General features: G+C 67.8%; 21 protein-coding genes and 1 pseudogene. 4 read left to right on the top strand and 18 right to left on the bottom strand.

From position 1 onward, the window contains the following. Positions 1–2 precede the first annotated feature (2 nt). The gene (locus BMY35_RS35835) at positions 3–3,221 is read right to left on the bottom strand and encodes an efflux RND transporter permease subunit (RefSeq protein ID WP_093209645.1); all 3,219 of its coding nucleotides are present in this window, start codon (positions 3,219–3,221) and stop codon (positions 3–5) included. A 110-nt stretch (positions 3,222–3,331) separates the two neighbouring features. Here BMY35_RS35835 and BMY35_RS35840 point away from each other — a divergent pair, with 110 nt between their 5' ends. Beyond that, positions 3,332–3,838, top strand: coding sequence for a gluconokinase (locus BMY35_RS35840; protein WP_256230570.1), 507 nt, complete (start codon positions 3,332–3,334; stop codon positions 3,836–3,838). Here the strand turns inward: BMY35_RS35840 and BMY35_RS35845 are convergent. Then, on the bottom strand, positions 3,828–4,322 hold the full coding sequence (locus BMY35_RS35845) for a MarR family winged helix-turn-helix transcriptional regulator (RefSeq protein ID WP_093209649.1): 495 nt from the start codon (positions 4,320–4,322) through the stop codon (positions 3,828–3,830). The two genes, BMY35_RS35840 and BMY35_RS35845, sit on opposite strands and share 11 nt — an antisense overlap. A gap of 57 nt (positions 4,323–4,379) precedes the next feature. Here BMY35_RS35845 and BMY35_RS35850 point away from each other — a divergent pair, with 57 nt between their 5' ends. Continuing rightward, positions 4,380–4,907: a thioesterase family protein gene (locus tag BMY35_RS35850; protein WP_093209651.1), complete on the top strand. Its 528-nt coding sequence runs from the start codon at positions 4,380–4,382 to the stop codon at positions 4,905–4,907. A gap of 3 nt (positions 4,908–4,910) precedes the next feature. Here the strand turns inward: BMY35_RS35850 and BMY35_RS35855 are convergent, their stop codons facing one another. Together BMY35_RS35855 and gnd are read right to left on the bottom strand one after the other, a co-directional pair. Beyond that, entirely contained in the window at positions 4,911–5,471 is a 561-nt protein-coding gene (locus BMY35_RS35855) for a GNAT family N-acetyltransferase (RefSeq protein WP_093209653.1), read from the bottom strand. Positions 5,472–5,490: 19 nt separating this feature from the next. After that, positions 5,491–6,912 carry a decarboxylating NADP(+)-dependent phosphogluconate dehydrogenase gene (gene gnd, locus BMY35_RS35860; protein ID WP_093209655.1) on the bottom strand — a complete coding sequence of 474 codons (1,422 nt, stop codon included), beginning with the start codon at positions 6,910–6,912 and terminating at the stop codon, positions 5,491–5,493. Between the two features lie 231 nt (positions 6,913–7,143). Here gnd and BMY35_RS35865 point away from each other — a divergent pair, with 231 nt between their 5' ends. Further along, positions 7,144–8,097 carry an AraC-like ligand-binding domain-containing protein gene (locus BMY35_RS35865; protein WP_093209656.1) on the top strand — a complete coding sequence of 318 codons (954 nt, stop codon included), beginning with the start codon at positions 7,144–7,146 and terminating at the stop codon, positions 8,095–8,097. A gap of 11 nt (positions 8,098–8,108) precedes the next feature. On the opposite strand, the gene arsH is transcribed toward BMY35_RS35865, so the two are convergent. The 6 genes from arsH to BMY35_RS35895 all read right to left on the bottom strand — a co-directional run bounded on the left by arsH (position 8,109) and on the right by BMY35_RS35895 (position 11,720). After that, a complete protein-coding gene (arsH, locus tag BMY35_RS35870) occupies positions 8,109–8,822 on the bottom strand; it encodes an arsenical resistance protein ArsH (protein WP_093209658.1) in 714 nt (237 codons plus the stop codon). Further along, positions 8,812–9,870 (bottom strand): ACR3 family arsenite efflux transporter, encoded by a 1,059-nt coding sequence (gene arsB / locus BMY35_RS35875; protein ID WP_093209659.1) that lies wholly within the window; start codon positions 9,868–9,870, stop codon positions 8,812–8,814. Before arsB ends, arsH begins: the two co-directional genes overlap by 11 nt. 4 nt (positions 9,871–9,874) lie before the next feature. After that, complete coding sequence (locus BMY35_RS35880) at positions 9,875–10,363, bottom strand: arsenate reductase ArsC (RefSeq protein ID WP_093209661.1); 489 nt, start codon at positions 10,361–10,363, stop codon at positions 9,875–9,877. Further along, positions 10,360–10,869 carry an arsenate reductase ArsC gene (locus BMY35_RS35885; RefSeq protein WP_093209662.1) on the bottom strand — a complete coding sequence of 170 codons (510 nt, stop codon included), beginning with the start codon at positions 10,867–10,869 and terminating at the stop codon, positions 10,360–10,362. The genes BMY35_RS35880 and BMY35_RS35885 overlap by 4 nt, the downstream gene beginning before the upstream one ends. An 81-nt stretch (positions 10,870–10,950) precedes the next feature. After that, positions 10,951–11,385 (bottom strand): ArsI/CadI family heavy metal resistance metalloenzyme, encoded by a 435-nt coding sequence (locus BMY35_RS35890; protein WP_093209664.1) that lies wholly within the window; start codon positions 11,383–11,385, stop codon positions 10,951–10,953. Positions 11,386–11,396: 11 nt separating this feature from the next. Beyond that, positions 11,397–11,720 (bottom strand): ArsR/SmtB family transcription factor, encoded by a 324-nt coding sequence (locus BMY35_RS35895; RefSeq protein ID WP_093209665.1) that lies wholly within the window; start codon positions 11,718–11,720, stop codon positions 11,397–11,399. A gap of 138 nt (positions 11,721–11,858) precedes the next feature. Between BMY35_RS35895 and BMY35_RS35900 the strand changes: the two genes are divergently transcribed. Further along, complete coding sequence (locus tag BMY35_RS35900; RefSeq protein WP_093209667.1) at positions 11,859–12,587, top strand: alpha/beta fold hydrolase; 729 nt, start codon at positions 11,859–11,861, stop codon at positions 12,585–12,587. A gap of 13 nt (positions 12,588–12,600) precedes the next feature. On the opposite strand, the gene BMY35_RS35905 is transcribed toward BMY35_RS35900, so the two are convergent. From BMY35_RS35905 to BMY35_RS38140, 8 genes and pseudogenes are all read right to left on the bottom strand, one after another. After that, positions 12,601–13,221, bottom strand: coding sequence for a 3'-5' exonuclease (locus BMY35_RS35905; protein WP_093209668.1), 621 nt, complete (start codon positions 13,219–13,221; stop codon positions 12,601–12,603). Continuing rightward, the gene (locus tag BMY35_RS35910; RefSeq protein WP_093209670.1) at positions 13,218–13,664 is read right to left on the bottom strand and encodes a TfoX/Sxy family protein; all 447 of its coding nucleotides are present in this window, start codon (positions 13,662–13,664) and stop codon (positions 13,218–13,220) included. Before BMY35_RS35910 ends, BMY35_RS35905 begins: the two co-directional genes overlap by 4 nt. Beyond that, on the bottom strand, positions 13,661–13,987 hold the full coding sequence (locus BMY35_RS35915; RefSeq protein WP_093209672.1) for a YciI-like protein: 327 nt from the start codon (positions 13,985–13,987) through the stop codon (positions 13,661–13,663). Before BMY35_RS35915 ends, BMY35_RS35910 begins: the two co-directional genes overlap by 4 nt. A gap of 35 nt (positions 13,988–14,022) precedes the next feature. Beyond that, a complete protein-coding gene (locus tag BMY35_RS35920; RefSeq protein WP_093209674.1) occupies positions 14,023–14,412 on the bottom strand; it encodes a VOC family protein in 390 nt (129 codons plus the stop codon). Positions 14,413–14,440: 28 nt separating this feature from the next. After that, complete coding sequence (locus tag BMY35_RS35925) at positions 14,441–14,935, bottom strand: GNAT family N-acetyltransferase (RefSeq protein ID WP_256230580.1); 495 nt, start codon at positions 14,933–14,935, stop codon at positions 14,441–14,443. 51 nt (positions 14,936–14,986) lie between these two features. Further along, positions 14,987–15,865 carry an S-formylglutathione hydrolase gene (gene fghA, locus BMY35_RS35930; RefSeq protein WP_093209677.1) on the bottom strand — a complete coding sequence of 293 codons (879 nt, stop codon included), beginning with the start codon at positions 15,863–15,865 and terminating at the stop codon, positions 14,987–14,989. Then, positions 15,862–16,788 (bottom strand): alpha/beta fold hydrolase, encoded by a 927-nt coding sequence (locus tag BMY35_RS35935; protein WP_093209679.1) that lies wholly within the window; start codon positions 16,786–16,788, stop codon positions 15,862–15,864. The genes fghA and BMY35_RS35935 overlap by 4 nt, the downstream gene beginning before the upstream one ends. Positions 16,789–16,917: 129 nt before the next feature. Continuing rightward, a pseudogene (locus tag BMY35_RS38140) lies at positions 16,918–17,070 on the bottom strand (S-(hydroxymethyl)glutathione dehydrogenase); the annotation flags it as partial.

A 17,070-nucleotide genomic window follows, 5' to 3' on the forward strand; every position in this document is an offset into this window, starting at 1 on the left:
AATCAGTTCTCCTGGGGGGCTGCGCCCGCTGGCGGTTGATGCTGTGATGCTTCGCGCGCGGCCCTGCGATGCGCAAGCCGACTGTGCACCCCCGCGAACACGGCGGGCACGAAAAACAACGTCGACACCGTGGCGAAGACCAGGCCGCCGATCACCGCGCGGCCCAGCGGGGCGTTCTGCTCGGCGCCTTCGCCCAGGCCCAGCGCCATGGGGATCATGCCGATGATCATCGCCAGCGCCGTCATCAGCACCGGCCGGATGCGGGTGGCGCCGGCCTCCAGCGCGGCCGACAGCGGCGGAATGCCCGCGGCCAGCCGCTCGCGCGCGAACGACACCAGCAGGATGGAGTTGGCCGTGGCCACGCCCATGGTCATGATCGCGCCCGTGAGCGCGGGCACGCTCAGCGTGGTGCCGGTGATGAACAGCATCCACGCGATGCCCGCCAGCGCCGCCGGCAGGGCGGTGATGATGATGGCCGCGTCCAGCCACGACTGGAAGGTGACCACGATCAGCAGGTAGACCAGCACGATGGCCATCGCCAGCCCCACGCCCAGGCCGATGAACGACGACTGCATCGTCTGCACCTGCCCGCGGATGTCGACGCGGCTGCCGCGCGGCAGCGTGGGCCGCATCTCGTCGACCAGCTTCTGCACCTTCGACGCCACGCTGGCGAGGTCGGTGCCCTGGACGCTCACGTACACGTCGATCACCGGCGCGATGTTGTAGCGCGACATCACGGCCGGCTGGCGCGCGGCCTGCGCGTCGACCAGGTTGCCCAGCAGCTGCTGCGAACCGCTGCCAGCCGCCGGCGTGCCGCCCGCGCCCACCGGGATGTTGAGCAGCGAGTCCAGCGAATCGACCACGTACTGCGGCGTCTGCACCGCGATGCTGTAGACCACGCCGTTGGCCGGGTTCAACCAGAAGGCCGGCGCCGTCTGCGAGCTGCCCGACAGCGCGATGAGCACGTTCTGCCCCACGTTGGAGGCGGTCAGGCCGTACTGCTGCAGCCGCGTGCGGTCCATCTGCAGGCTCAGCGCGGGGCCGTCCAGGCGCTGGTGCACGTGGGCGTCGACCGCGCCGGGAATCTGGCGGATCGCCTTGGTCAGTTCGGCCGCGCGCGCGGCGTTGCCCGCCATGTCGTTGCCGCTGAACTGCACGTCTATGGCCGCAGGCAGGCCGAAGTTCAGGATCTGCGTGACGATGTCCGCCGGCTGGAAGAAGAACTCCGTGCCCGGAAAGCGCTTGGGCAGCTCGGCCCGCAGCAGCGACACGAAGTGCTCGGTGGGCTTGTGGCCTTCCTTCAGCGACAGCAGCAGTTCGCCGTCGAAGGTGCCGATGGTGCCGGCGTTGCTGTACGACAGGTTGATGCCGCTGTTGGGCACGCCGAGGTTGTCGAGGATGGTCTCGAGCTGGTCGGGCGGCACCAGCTCGCGGATGGCTGCTTCGACCTGGTCGGTGAGGCGCGCGGTTTCCTCGATGCGCGTGCCGGTGGGCGCGCGCAGGTGCAGGCGGATCTGGCCGGCATCGACCGTGGGGAAGAAGTCGCGGCCCAGCGCGGGGTAGAGCAGGCAGGACAGCAGGCAGAAGCCGAGGAAGAGGCCGATGAAGCCGGCGCGCTTGGAAAGCACCGCCGACAGCACCAGCGTGTAGGCGCGGCGCACGCGCTCGAAGCGGCGGTCGAAGGCACGATACAGGCGCTGCAGGGCGCTTTGCTTCGCACCCTCGACCGGAGCCTGGTGCGCTGCATGCGAGCCGCCCATCAGCAGCATCACCAGCGTCGGCACCAGCGTGCGAGACAGCAGGTACGAGGCGATCATGGCGAACACCACGGCTTCGGCCAGCGGCACGAACAGGAAGCGCGCCACGCCCGAGAGGAAGAACATCGGCACGAACACGATGCAGATGCACAGCGTGGAGACGAAGGCGGCCGAGCCGATCTCGCCCGCGCCGACTTCGATGGCCTCCTTCAGGGGCGTGCCCATGTGCAGGTGCCGCTCGATGTTCTCGATGGTCACGATCGCCTGGTCGACCAGGATGCCCACCGAGAGCGCGAGGCCGCCCAGCGTCATGAGATTGAGCGTCTCGCCGAGCGAGTAGAGCACCAGGATGGAAGCCAGGATCGACAGCGGGATGGTCAGCCCGATGATGAGCGTGCTGCGCCAGTTGCCCAGGAAGAGCAGCACCATCGCGGCCGTGAGCGCCGCCGCCAGGATGGCCTCGAACACCACGCCCTTGACGGCCGCCTTCACGAACACCGACTGGTCGAACAGCGGCGTGATCTTGATGTCTTCCGGCATCGTCTGGGCGGCGATGGGCAGCATGGCGCGGATGTTGGAGACGATGTCCAGCGTGGAGGCGCCGCCGTTCTTCAGCACCGACAGCAGCACGCCGCGCACGCCGTCCTGGCGCACCACGTTGGTCTGCGGCGAGAAGCCGTCTCGCACGTAGGCCACGTCGCGCAGGTAGGTGGTGGCGCCGTTCACCGTGCGGATCGGCAGGTCGTTCAGGCCCGCGATGGCGTCGGGCGAGCCGTTCATGCGCACGTTGTATTCGGTGGCGCCGAACTTGGCCGTGCCCGAGGGCAGGATCAGGTTCTGCGTGTTCACCGCGTTCACCACGTCGGCCGGCGAGAGGCCGCGTGCCTGCAGCGCCTGGGTGTCGAGGTCGACCGAGATCAGCCGGTTCTTGCCGCCGTAGGGAAAGGGAATGGCCGCGCCCGGCACCGTGATGAGCTGCGGCCGCAGCTGGTTGACGGTGGCGTCGAAGAGCGAGTTCTCGGAGCGCGTGGGGCTCGACAGCGCCAGCTGGATCACCGGCACGCTGGAGGCCGAGTACTTGATGACCAGCGGCGGCGTGATGCCCGGCGGCAGTTGCCGCACCTGCGCCTGCATGGAGGCCACCACCTGCGAGATGGCCATCTCGATGTTGGCCGTGGGCTGGAAGAACACCTTGATGATCGACACGCCCGCCAGCGACTGAGACTCGATGTGCTCGATGTCGCTCACCGTGGTGGTCAGCCCGCGCTCGACCTGGCCCGAGATGCGCTGGCCCATCTCCTGGGCCGGCAGGCCGGTGTAGTTCCAGATGACGCTGACCACCGGGATGTTGATTTCCGGGAAGATGTCGGTCGCCATTCGCGCCAGCACGAAAGGCGTGGCCAGCACGATCAGCATCGCCATGACGATGAAGGTGTACGGACGACGCAACGCGAGCTGGACCATGACGAAGGCTCTCTGCTTCCGGCGAAAAAAGGTTTTGCATCATAAGGAAGTAGATTTAGGTTTGCAGGCGCTGTTGAATGAGGGTGTGGCGCTTTACCAAAAGGGTGCATATGGACGGGGTCCGGGTGGTAGTGATGGGCGTCTCGGGATGCGGCAAGTCGAGCCTGGGCGCGGCGCTGGCCACGGCCCTCGGGCTGCCGCTCATCGAAGGCGACGACCATCACCCGCCGGCCAATGTCGAGAAGATGAGCCGCGGCATCGCGCTGACCGACACCGATCGCGCCGGCTGGCTTGCCACGCTGGGCCGCGCGCTGGCGGCGGCGCCGCAGGGAGCGGTGCTGACCTGCTCGGCGCTCAAGCGCAGCTATCGCGACCAGCTGCGTGCGGCCGCGCCGGGGCTGCGCTTCGTGTTCATGCAGATCGAGCAGGCCGAGGCGCAGCGGCGGGTGGCTGCCCGGGCCGCCGCGGGCGAGCACACCTTTCCGGCCAGCCTCGTGGCCAATCAGTTCGCCACGCTGGAGTCGCCTGTGGGAGAGGCGGGCGTGCTGGCGGTGGACGCGATCGCGCCGCTGGAGCGCTCGGTGGGCGCCGTGAAGGCGTGGCTGGTCAGCCCTTGAGTTCGGCGCGCATGCCTTCGAGCGTGACGGCCACGCGGCCCATCACGTCGGCGACCAGATCCAGTTCGTCGCGCGTGGCCGGCGCGACCATCGCGGTCACCATCTCCGCCTGAACCGCCAGGCATTTCTGCGCCATGGCCATGCCGTCCTCGGTGAGCGTGAGGCGACGCACGCGCGCGTCGGCACCGTCGCTGTCGCGCCGCACCCAGCCCCTTGCCTCCATCTGCGTGAGCAGCATGCTGACGCCGCTCTTCGCCACGAAGCAGCGCGCGGCCAGCGCCTGCTGAGTGATGCCCGGTGTGGTCGCGATGGTGGCCAGTACCTCGTGTTCGCCCACGCGCAGGCCGATGGCGGCGAGCCGCGCGGTCATTACCGCATCGCAGAGGTTGTAGGCCCGCACCACCGCCAGCCAGGCGGCCGTGCCGTGGGGCGAGGAGGGCGCGCGGTCGGTTGTGCGGGGCTTGGGGGACTTTGCAGCGGGCATCGAAATGGTTCAGTGTTGAACTAGAATGTTCTGAATTGAACCAATTCTAGGCTTTCCATGAACCTCTACCTGCGCCTGCTGATGACCCTGCTGCGGGCCTGGCGCGCACCGCGCCTCGCGCCGGGAGACACGCTGGAGCGGCAACTGCGCGTGCTGCCGAACGACCTCGACATCAACGGCCACATGAACAACGGCCGCTACCTCACGGTCGTCGACCTGATGCTGGTCGAATACTTCGTGCGCACCGGCTTTGCAACCGCCATGCTGCGCCAGGGCTGGAGGCCGATGTCCGGCGGATCGCTCATCAGCTACCGGCGCGGGCTCAACCCCTTTCAGGTGTACATGCTGCGCTTCCGGCTCGACGCCACCGACCAGCACTGGAACTACATGCGCTTCGAGTTCGTGCGGGGCGACAAGGTCTGCGCGGCCGGCTATATGAAGGGCGCTGCCGTGGGTCGCGTCGGGCTGGTACCGAACCTGGAGTCGTATGCGGCCATGGGGCTGGTGCCGCCAGCGCATGCGCTGCCGCTGCCGGTGCGCGACTGGATCGCGGCCGAGCAGGGCGTGATGAGCACGGCCTGGTAAGGCTCAGCGCGCTCCGGCAGGCGCGTCGAGCGCCAGCCGCAGCCACGTCACGTTCGGGTTGCCCGGATCGCGCTGCACCTTGAAGCCCAGCTTGCGCGCCAGCGCCAGCATGGCGGTGTTGTCGTAGAGCGTGATGTCCGCCAGCTGCCTGACGCCGGCCGCCGCGGCGGCATCGATCAGCTTGCTCATGAGCTTGCGGGCCAGGCCGTGGTGCTGCCAGGCATCGGCGATGACGATGGCGAATTCGGCGACCCGTGCCGTTTCGGGCGTGTCGCCCCGCACGTAGCGCACCACGCCCATCTGCTGCTCCGAGCCGTCGACCATGGTGGTGGCGATGAGCGCGAGCTCGCGGTCGTAGTCGATGTGCGTCATGCGCCACAGCTCGTCGGGCTGCGGCGTTCGCGGCGACAGCAGGCGGCGGTAACCCGTTTCCTTCGACAGGCCGCCCACGAAGGCCGTGTGCATCGCCAGGTCTTCCGCGCGGATCGGGCGGATGCGCACGGGCGTGCCGTCGCTCAGCTGCCAGTCCTCGACCAGGTGGCTGGGGTAGTCGAGGAGCGGCATGGCATGGGCCGGTGGTGGCTCAGCCGATGACTTCCGGCCAGTCGGTGTGGAAGAACTGGCCTTCGGGCTTGTCCACGCGCTCGTAGGTGTGGGCGCCGAAGAAGTCGCGCTGCGCCTGCAGCAGGTTCGCGGGCAGGCGCTCGGTGCGGTAGCTGTCGTAGTAGGCCAGCGAGGCGCTGAAGGCCGGCACCGGGATGCCGTTGCTCACCGCCAGCGCCACCACTTCGCGCCAGTTCTGCTGCGTGCGGTTCAGCAGGTCCTTGAAGAACGGGTCGAGCATCAGGTTGGCCAGGGCCGGGTCGGTGCGGAAGGCGTCGGTGATGCGGTTGAGGAAGCGTGCGCGGATGATGCAGCCGCCGCGCCAGATGGAGGCGATGCCGCCCAGGTCGAGGCCCCAGCCCTTCTTGTCGCCCATGGTCTTGATGAGGTCGAAGCCCTGCGTGTAGCTGATGACCTTCGAGGCGTAGAGCGCGTCGTGCACCTTGGCCACCAGCGCCTTCTTCTCCACCGACAGTTCGATCTTCGGCCCCTGCAGCTGCTTGCTGGCCGCCACGCGCGCCTTCTTCTGCGACGAGAGAACGCGCGCCTCCACGGCGGCGTTGATGGTGCTGATGACCACCGCGTTCTCGGCCGCGTTGATCAGCGTCCACTGGCCCGTGCCCTTCTGGCCGGCCTTGTCGAGGATGACGTCGACGATCGGCTTGCCGGTTTCCGGATCTTTCTGCTCCAGCGCCTTGGCGGTGATCTGGATCAGGTAGCTCTGCAGTTCGCCGTCGTTCCACTCGTTGAAGATGGCGGCCATCTCGTCGGTGGTGAAGCCGGCCGCCTTGAACAGGCTGTAGGCCTCGCAGATGAGCTGCATGTCGCCGTACTCGATGCCGTTGTGCACCATCTTCACGTAATGGCCGGCACCGCCGGGGCCGATGTGGATGACGCAGGGTTCGCCGTCCACCTTGGCCGAGATGCTCTCGAAGATCGGCTTCATCACTTCCCAGGTTGAAAGCGGCCCGCCCGGCATGATCGACGGGCCCTTGCGCGCGCCTTCCTCGCCGCCCGACACGCCCGCGCCGATGAAGCGCAGGCCTTTGCTGCTCAGGTAGGCGTCGCGGCGTTCGGTGTTGGTGTAGAGGCTGTTGCCGCCATCGATGACGATGTCGTCCTTGTCCAGCAGGGGAATGAGCTGCTCGATCACCTGGTCGACCGGCGCGCCGGCCTTGACCATGATCTGGATCTTGCGGGGTTTGGCCAGGCTCTGGACGAATTCTTCCAGCGTCTTCGCGCCGACCAGCTTCTTGCCCGGGTTGGCGGCGATGAAGGCCTCGGTGGTGGCTTCGGTGCGGTTGTAGACGCTGACCTGGAAGCCGCGGCTTTCCACGTTCAGCACGAGGTTCTGGCCCATCACGGCCAGGCCGATCAGTCCGAAATCGCTTTTGTTGCTCATGGCCAGTCTTGCCCTTCTTTCATGTGCGTGCGCAGGGCGGCCCCGCGCACCGGTTTGGTTCGAGAACCATTTTGCCGGTGTCGGGCGAGCGGGGGCGTCGGAGGCGGTCTATACCCGATTGGCAAGCGGGCATGGCTTGGGTATCTTTCTGCGCTCTCGCGACGCCGGGGCGTCTGCGAACGCGCTTCCCGCGCCGCGGGGCACGAAGGTTGCAGGACGAAAGCCGACCCAATGAGCAATGCCGCCATCCACCGCTGGTCCACCGACGCCGTGCCTCCCGCGCAGCGGCTCGACTACTGGGTGGGCGCCGTCTGCGAGGGCTTCCTGGAGATGGACGTGACCAGCCCTGCGGCGGCCGGCTTCGGTGCCACGCTCGAATCGGCGGCGCTGGGCCCCATCGTCGTCAACCAGGTGCGCGGCAGCGCGCAGGACGTGTACCGCACGCGCCGCGCCATCGCCCACAGCAGCCATAACTACTTCTACCTGCTGTGCAAGACCGACTCGGCCTGGGTGGCGGCGCAGGACGGCCGCTCCGCGCGGCTGCTGCCGGGCGACGCGGTGCTGGTCGACTCGCGCCGGCGCTACGAATTCCATCTGCTGCAGTCGGCCGACACCATCTCGCTCGAGCTGCCCACGGCCTGGGTCGACTCGTGGATTCCCGATGCCGGCGACCAGGTGGCGCGGCGCATCGACGGGCAGGCGGGCTGGGGCGGTGTGCTGTGCGGCTTCGTGCGGCAGCTGTCGCCGCAGATGGCTGTGAAGCCGCCGATGCCCGCCGAGCTGCTGGGGGACCAGCTCGGCAGCCTGCTGGCGCTGGCCACCGGCAGTGCTCCGGCCGACGAGCCCGACAAGGGCCGCACGGCGCTGCGCCGGCGCGTGCTCGACGCCACGCGCGAACGCCATGCGGAGCCGGGGCTCACGGCCGCGGGCGTGGCGCGCACGCTGGGCATCTCGGAGCGCAGCCTGCACCGCTGCCTCGGCGAGGGCGGCACCACCTTCGCCACCGCGCTCACCGGCTTCCGGATGCAGGTGGCGCGGCGCATGCTCGCCGATGCGCGATTCGATCGCCTGGCCATCGCGGAGATCGGCTTCAGGGTGGGGCTCGCCGACGCCTCGCACTTCGTGCGCCTGTGCCGCAGGCACCTGGGCGCCACGCCCGGCGAGCTCCGGCGCCGGCGCGGCTGAACCTGCGCTCCTCAGATGCTGCGCAGGTTCACGCGCTTCGACAGCGCTTCGGCGCTCTCGCGCCGCTCGCTGTAGCGGTCCACGAGGTAGTCCGCGCAGTCGCGCGTGAGCAGCGTGAACTTGACCAGCTCCTCCATCACGTCGACCACCCGCTCGTAGTAGGGCGAGGGCTTCATGCGCCCGGCTTCGTCGAACTCCGTGAAGGCCTTGGCCACCGACGACTGGTTGGGGATGGTGAGCATGCGCATCCAGCGGCCGAGCACGCGCATCTGGTTCACGGCGTTGAAGGACTGCGAGCCGCCCGACACCTCCATCACCGCGAGCGTCTTGCCCTGCGTGGGCCGCACCGAGCCGATGGAAAGCGGGATCCAGTCGATCTGCGCCTTCATGATGCCGGTCATGGCGCCGTGGCGTTCGGGCGAGGTCCAGACCATGCCCTCGGACCACTGGACGAGTTCGCGCAACTCCGCCACCTTGGGGTGGTCCTCGGGCTCCGCGTCGGGCAGCGGCAGGCCTCGCGGGTCGAAGACTCGTGTCTCGGCGCCGAGCGCGCGAAGAAGCCGTGCAGCCTCCTCGGTCAGCAGGCGGCTGTAGGAGCGCTCGCGGACCGAGCCGTACAGCAGCAGGATGCGCGGCGCATGCGTGGAGCGCTCCACCGGAAAGAGCCGTTCCGGATCGGCCTGTTCGAACAGGGCAGCGTCGACGTTCGGCAGCTCACGACTCATACCAGCCCCTCGACGAATTCACGACCTTGACCACCGCCAGCATGATCGGTACCTCGATCAGCACGCCGACCACGGTCGCGAGTGCAGCCCCCGAGTGGAAGCCGAAGAGGCTGATGGCCGCGGCCACCGCCAGCTCGAAGAAATTGGATGCGCCGATCAGCGCGGAGGGACAGGCGATGCTGTGTTTCTCGCCGAGCCTGCGGTTGAGCCAGTAGGCGAGGCCTGAGTTCAGCACCACCTGGATCAGGATCGGCACCGCGAGCATCGCGATCACCAGCGGCTGCCTGATGATGGCCTCGCCCTGGAATGCGAACAGCAGCACGAGCGTCAGCAGCAGCGCGGCGATCGACCAGGGCCCGATGCGATGCATAGCCTGCTCGAACGCGGCGGGCCCGTCCTTCAGCAGCCGCTTGCGCAGCAGCTGCGCGAAGATCACCGGCAACACGATGTACAGCCCCACCGAGGTGATGAGCGTGTCCCACGGCACCGTGATGGCCGAAAGCCCCAGCAGCAGGCCGACGATGGGCGCGAAGGCGAACACCATGATGGCGTCGTTCAGCGCGACCTGCGACAGCGTGAAGACAGGATCGCCGCCGGTCAGCCGGCTCCAGACGAAGACCATCGCCGTGCAGGGCGCTGCGGCCAGCAGGATCAGGCCGGCCACGTAGCTGTCGAGCTGGTCGGCGGGCAGTGAGCCGGCGAAGACCTGCCGCACGAAGAGCCAAGCCAGGAAGGCCATGGAGAACGGCTTCACCGCCCAGTTGATGAACAGCGTCACGCCGATGCCGCGCCAGTGGTTCTTCACCTGGGCCAATGCCGCGAAGTCGACCCGCAGCAGCATCGGGATGATCATCACCCAGATCAGCACGCCCACCGGGATGTTGACCCTGGCGACCTCCAGGCGTCCCACCGCCTGGAACGCCGACGGGAACAGTTGCCCCAGCGCGATGCCGACGACGATGCAGAGGAACACCCACACCGTCAGGTAGCGCTCGAAGATGCTCATGGGGGCCGCGCCGGTGCGCGGGCTTTCGATGACTGCGCTCATGGAGTCAGTTCGCCGAGATGCGCTTCAGCTGCTCCTGCAGCTCGGCATCGCTCATTGCTTCCGGGTTGTCGATCGCGAGCAGCTGCAGCATGCGATACGAGATCGCCTGGCGCGTCAGCTCGAAGGCCTGGCGCCTGGCGGCGTCGCCGCCCTCGGTGTTCGACGGATCGGGGTAACCCCAATGCACCTTGACGCGCGTACCGGGCCAGTAAGGGCAGGCCTCCTGCGCCGCGCTGTCGCACACCGTGATCACCACGTGCATGGGCGGCGTGTCGAACTCGTCCCAGCTCTTGCTGCGAAAGCCTTCGGTGTTCACGCCAGCGGCCTGCAGCACTTCGATGGCAAAAGGGTTGATTCGGCCGCTGGGCGCGCTGCCGGCGCTGAACGCCTTCACGTCCTTGCCGAGCTTGCGGGCCCAGTGGTCGAGCATGCCTTCGGCCAGCACGCTGCGGGCCGAGTTGTGGGTGCAGAGGATGAGTACGTTGAGAGTCATTGCGGAGCTTTCTGAACCTTGCCGATGTCGCGGACCTCGCGCTGGATGGCCATCGTGTCGAGCCGGGCCAGCGGCAAGGCCAGCATCAGTTCGATCCGGCGCTTGAGCGTGAGGGCCGTGTCCATGAACTGGCGCTCCGAGGCTTCTTCCGTGCCCGCGAAAGCCGCGGGGTCCGCCACGCCCCAGTGCGCGGTCACGGGCTGGCCGGGCCATACCGGGCAGACCTCGCCGGCTGCCTTGTCGCAGACGGTCAGAACGAAATCCATCTCGGGCACGTCCGGCTTCGCGAACTCGTTCCAGTTCTTGCTGCGATAGCCGGTGGCCGGAAGATGCATCCTGTCCAGCGTGAGCAATGCATAGGCGTTGACCTTGCCGGCCGGATGGCTGCCAGCGGAATAGGCCTTGAATCGCCCTTTGCCCAGGTGGTTGAGCAGGCCCTCGGCCATGATGGAGCGAGCGGAATTGCCCGTGCAGATGAACAGCACGTTGTAGGTTCTTTCAGCCATGACGGTGTGTCTCGGTGGAGAGGGGCGGGGTGATTTCTTCGAACATGCGGATCGCCGTGGACGGGTACGGGCAGGCAACCCTCAGCAGCAGGCGCCGGTGTCGCAGCAGGCGGACTCGGCCTTGGCTGTGGACCTGGATTGACCGTAGACCGGCACGGCGCCGTCCATGGTCTGGAAGTGCTCCCACGCGATGCCCTGCGGATCTGTGACCCAGTGCTTCTCGCTGCGTGCGTAGCAGCACACGGTCTGCCCCTCGTCGAACAGGGTGCGGTCGGCGGCCTGACCGCGGGTCTTCAGCTCGGCGAGTTCCGCCTCGTCCTCGGCCTGGATGCCCAGGTGGTCGATGCCTCTGCCTTGTCCGACCGTGGAGATCGCGAAGTTGACGCGCGGGTCGTCGAGCATCCATTTCGCATAGTCGGCCTCGACACGCGCTGGCGGCGCCGCAAACAGCTTCGAGTAGAAGGCGATGCTCCTGGCGAGGTCATCGACGTGCAGGTGAACGTGGAAGCGCTTCATGGGTTTCTCCGTCAGCAGTCGCAGGCAGCGCCGCCTTCGGTGAGGCAGGCCTCGCCCTGGCAGCAGTTCTCGGTGAGGTAGGCGAGCAGGCCGTTCATCCGGTCGAACGCTGCGCGGTAGATGAGGTTGCGGCCCTGCCGCTCCTGCGAGACCAGCGCGGAATGCATGAGCTCCTTGAGATGGAAGGACAGGCTCGTGGCCGACACCTCGAGCGCTTCCGTCAGGGCGCCGGGCGTCAGGCCGGCTGGGCCTGCCACCACCAGTGCGCGAAACACCCGCAGGCGGACGGGTTGCGCGAGCGCGGCGAGGGATCGGACGACATCGTTTTCTTCCATATTTCAAGTATCGTTGAATTATTGAATAGAGGCAAGCGGGCTGGCACGAACCGGCCATCGCCCTGGCCGACATCGGCCATCCGCAAAGCACCGTTATTCCTTACAGTCGTCCACCGTCACAACCACGGAGACAAACCAATGTCCGACACCTATGTTCTCGTCCATGGCGCCTGGCACACCGGCGCCGAAATCGAAGCCGTCGCCGATCACGTGCGCGCCGCGGGGCACACCGTGTACTGCCCGACGGTGGCTGGCAACAACCCGGACGACGACCGCTCGCGCACCGGCCTGGAGGAGGCCATCGCGTCCATCGTGCGCTACATCGAGGAAAAGAATCTCACGCAGGTCCGCCTCGCGGGCCACAGCTACGGCGGCATGGTGATCTCGGGCGTGGCGGACCGCATCGCGCACAGGCTCAAGCGGCTGGTCTACATCAACGCCTTCGTGCCGCTGGACGGCGAGTCGCTCAACGACATGGTGCCGCCGCACTACGTGACGATGTTCGACGCCGTGGCTGCCGCGAACGGCAACGCCGTGACGCTGCCTTTCGAGATCTGGCGCGACGCCTTCATCAACGACGCCGACTTCGCGACCGCCGAGGCCGCCTACGCGAAGCTCAACCCGCATCCGTACAGCACCTTCACCGACAAGATCAGCCTGAAGCAGCCGCTGGCCGCGCTGGCGCTGGGCAAGTCCTATCTCAACTGCCAGCAGGACATCGCGATGCCGCACGGCATGCCGTGGCATCCGCGCCTGTCGGAGCGGCTGGGCCTGTTCCGCCTGGTGGAGTGCCCGGGCAGCCACGAGATGTTCTTCTCGAACCCGCAGCGGCTCGCGCAGGCCATCGTCGAAGCCGGGCGGGACTGAGCCCGCCGGTTGTTCAGATGCCTCCGCCGAAGAGCGCGTCGTAAACGCGGATCGACGCCCAGGCGTCGTTCGCGGCGTAACGGACCTGCGCTTCGGTGAGCTGCCTGTTGGCCCAGTTCGAGGTGGTCGCCTTGCGCGACTTGACGAAGCGGCGGTCGAACACCAGCGCCACCGCCGCCTTCACGCCCACCGACCTGCGGTAGCCGCGACGCCGGAATTCGTCGTCGATGTCGAACACGGCCTTCGGCTCGATGTTCAGCCGATTGCGGATCAGCGTGAGATCGCTCGAGAGGCCGAAGCCGACCTTGCGCAGCTCGGTCGAGGCGATCAGCGCGGCCACCACCGGGTTGCACTCGGTGCGGTGCAGCTGGAACAGCCAGGCCGTGTCGCGCGTGGCGAACTGCACCACGTGCGGGCCGCCCGACACCTCGTTCTTCGCGAAGGTGGGCTTGGACTCGGTGTCGAAGCCCGCGATGCCGGCCGCCAGCAGCGTGGCGGCGGCGCGTTCGGCTTCCTGCAGCGTGGAGACGACCACGATGCTTGCGGTGCCGAGGCTTTCGAAGGGGTCGAGCAGCGCGATCTGTTCGCGCTCGGGCAGTGGAGGGAGCGTGGGGTTGTTGCGGCGCTCGTTCACCGGGAGGCCGCTTTCGCTGTCGGCTTCTTCTTCATGGAGGTTTTCTTCACGGGTGCTTTCTTCGCAGCGGTTTTCTTTGCCGCAGCTTTCTTTGTTGCCGGCGCCTTCTTCGGCTTCGGCGGCTGGCCCGAACGCAGCGCCGCTTCGTAGGCGAGCCGGCCCCACAGTGCCGCTTCGTGGCGGTCCTCGAAGAGATCGGCCGGTGCGAGGCGGTACGACATCGGCATCGACTTGCCCTGGCGCACGTAGGTGAAGGGCGGCAGGTTCAGTTTGTCGAAGTGCGCGGCGCTTTCGGCGTCGGACTTCAGGTAGAGCGTGTCGTTGGCGACCAGCGCGATCATCCGGCCCTCGTGCCAGACGCCATGGCCGCCGAACATGCGTTTCGTCTCGATGCGACCCAGGCGTTCGAAGACTTCGTGCAGGCTTTGGACGAACACGCTCATCGGGCCGGACTCGCTGCATTCGCCGCAGGGCGCACGGGCGTCGACGCCTGCGCGCCGACCACCGTGTTCCAGGCCTTCACCTGCCAGCCGGTGACGATGCCGTTGAGCACGTACGGGTCGAGCTTCGCGAACGCGGCGGGCACGTCGGGCGAGTCGGCTTCGAACAGCAGCAGCGCGCCGTCGGGCGGGTTGCCCGTGGCACCGCCGAGCAGCAGTTCGCCGCGTTCCACGGCCTGCCAGGCGAGCGCCAGGTGCGCGTCGCGGAACTCGCCGCGGCGTTCGAGGTAGTCGGGAGCGGTTTCGTAGATCAGCAGGTAGTGCACGAGGAATTCCTGGAAAAGATGGCCGCGCGGCGCGCTCAGGCAGTGATCTCGATGCGGTTGCCGTCCGGGTCGAGCACCACGCTCTCGTAGTAGCCGTCGCCGGTGCGGCGCGGGCCGTCGAGCAGCGGATAGCCGTCGGCCTTCAGGCGTTGCGTGAGTTCGTCCACCGCCGCGTCGGAGCCCACGCTGATCGCGAGGTGCGTCCAGCCCATGCGCTGCGCGCCGGCCTCGGCCGGCACGGGCGACAGCGTGCTGGTGGTCATGGCCTCGATGCGCGCGCCATCGCCCAGGCTCAGGAAGCAGGAGGCGAAGCCCTTGGCCGGGTTGACGTAGCCCGCGCCTGCGGTGGCGCCGAAGTAGTCGACGTAGAAGCGCTTGCAGCGTTCGAGATCGGTGGTCCAGAGTGCGATGTGGTCGATGCGCATGGGGCAGCGAAAGATGGGAGAGGGGTGTTCAGCCGATGCGCCACGGCGGGCGCGAGGGCGACCAATGGTAGGCGATGCGTTCGCGTCCGCTCGTGGGGTGGAAGTCGGTTGCGCCGCGTTCGAGGCCATAGCGCTCGTAGAAGCGCTGCGCAGACGTGTTGCTCGCGGCCACGTGCAGCCGCCAGCCCGTGGGGATGCGCACGCAGGCCTCGTCGAGCAGCGCCTTGCCCAGGCCCTGGTTGCGCAGGTGGGGCTCGACGAAGAGCTGGGCCACGTATTCGCGCCGCGCGTGCAGCACCATGAACGCCAGCACCTGGCCTTCGCGTTCTGCCAGCACCACGTCGGCGGGCGGGCCGAACTCGGTGTACACGCGGTGCAGCCAATGGTCGACGGGCTCCACGTGCGGCACGTCGCGATTGGCCGAGATCCACGCCCGTCGCCAGATGCCGGCCAGCACCATGTTCTCTTCGGCCGTGCCTTCGCGCGACCGCAGATGAAAGGCCGGAATTTGGGCGGCGGACATGCGGTTCATGATACGGCGCGGAACCGCCGCGGTCGATGAGGCCTTACACCCCTATGCGCGCAGGGTCTGGGCGTGGTGCGCGATGTGGTCCGCCATGAAGCTCTGGATGAAGTAGTAGCCGTGGTCGTAGCCCGCGTGCCGGCGCAGCGTGAGCGGCTGCCCGGCGGCGAAGCAGGCGGCCTCGAAGACTTCGGGGTGCAGCTGCTCGGCCAGGAATTTGTCGTCCAGCCCCTGGTCGACAAGGATGCCCTGCGGATAGGGTGCCGTGACCTGCGACTTCATGAGCGCGCTGGCGTCGTGCGCCAGCCATTGCGCGCGGTCGGCGCCAGGCTGGCCCAGGTAGCCGGAGAAGGCTTTCTCGCCCCATGGGCATTGCGTGGGCGCGCAGATCGGCGCGAAGGCCGACAGCGACTTGAAGCGACCCGGATGCCGCAGCGCCAGCGTGAGCGCGCCGTGGCCACCCATCGAGTGGCCGAAGATGCCGAGGCGCTCGCCGTCGATGGGAAAGTGCCTGGTCACCAGCGGCAGCAGCTCGTGCACGATCCAGCTTTCCATGCGCCAGTGCGTGGCCCAGGGCTCGGCCAGCGCGTCTAGGTAGAAGCCGGCGCCGATGCCGAAGTCCCAGTTGTCCTTGGCGCCCGGAATGCCTTCCGCCTCCGGGCCGCGCGGGCTGGTGTCGGGCGCGATGAGCGCGATGCCCAGGCTGGCCGCCATGCGTTGCGCGCCGGCCTTGATGGCGAAGGTTTCCTCGTTGCAGGTCAGGCCCGCGAGATAGAGCAGGGCGGGCACGCGCTCGTGCGCGACCTGCGGCGGCAGGTAGATCGAGAAGCGCATCGGCAGGCCGATCTCGAGCGAACGGTGCTCGAGGAAGCGCTGCGTGCCGCCGAAGGCGCGGTGCTCGGAAAGGGTCTTCGGTGTGTTCTCGGTCATTGCGGGGTTTTCTTGCCGCGCAGGGCGGGCATGAGTTCGAGCACGGCGTCGGCAAAGGTGCGCGGTGCTTCCTGCGGCAGGTTGTGGCCGGCGCCAGGCACGAGCCGGTGGGAGCGCGGGCCGCCGAAGCGGTGCGCGTGGGCGGATGCGTCGGCCGGCGGGCGCACGCCGTCGTCGATGCTGTCGAAGGTGATGGCGGGCACGGTGATCGTGGGCTGGGCCGCGAGGCGGCGCTCGATGTCGGCATAGGCCGGGTCGCCCGGCACGAGGCCGAAGCGATGGCGGTACGACTGGATCACCACGTCCACGAAATCGGGATGGTCGAAGGCCGCGGCGCTGCGCTCGAAGGTGGCGTCGTCGAACTTCCACGTGGGCGACCAGAGCTTCCACAGCAGCTTCGTGAACGCGTTGCGGTCCTTCTGCAGGCCGGCGCGTCCGCGCTCGCTGTGGAAGTAGTACTGGTACCAGAGGCTGTGCTCGTTGTCGGGCGTGTCGGGCTCCATCGCTTTCGCGATGTTCTGGATGTTGTAGCTGTTGAGGGACACCAGCCCCGCGCAGCGCTCGGGCCACAGCGCCGCGACCACGCAGGCGGCGCGACCGCCCCAGTCGTAGCCGGCCAGCACGGCGCGGTCGATCTCCAGTGCGTCGAGCAGCGCGAGCAGGTCGGCGCCCAGCGCGGCCTGTTCGCCCGAGCGCGGCGTGGCCTCGCTCAGGAAGCGCGTGGCGCCGTAGCCGCGCAGGTACGGCACGATCACCCGGCAGCCCGCGTCGGCCAGCATGGGCGCGACTTCGGCGTACGTGTGGATGTCGTACGGAAAACCGTGCATCAGCAGCACGGGCGGGCCGTCGGCGGGGCCTGCTTCGTAGTAGGCGACTTCGAGGACGCCCGCCTCGATCCTGCGCAGGGGTTCCATTCTTTCCATCACAAGGTCATCTCCAGGGAGTGAGCCGATGTCTTTTCCAGAAACACCGCGGAACCGGCTTTGCCGGGCCGCAGGTGTTGCCCCCTGCAAGGGGGGGCGAAGCGACACGAAGTGCGCGAAGCCTGGGGGTTAGTAGACCACCACGCCGCGGATCGACTCGCCGCGCTTCATCAGGTCGAAGCCTTCATTGATCTTCTCCAGCGGCATGGTGTGCGTGATCAGGCTGTCGATGTCGATCTTGCCTTCCATGTACCAGTCCACGATCTTCGGCACGTCCGTGCG

Source organism: Variovorax sp. YR750, from assembly GCF_900109805.1.
Taxonomy (GTDB): domain Bacteria; phylum Pseudomonadota; class Gammaproteobacteria; order Burkholderiales; family Burkholderiaceae_C; genus Variovorax; species Variovorax gossypii.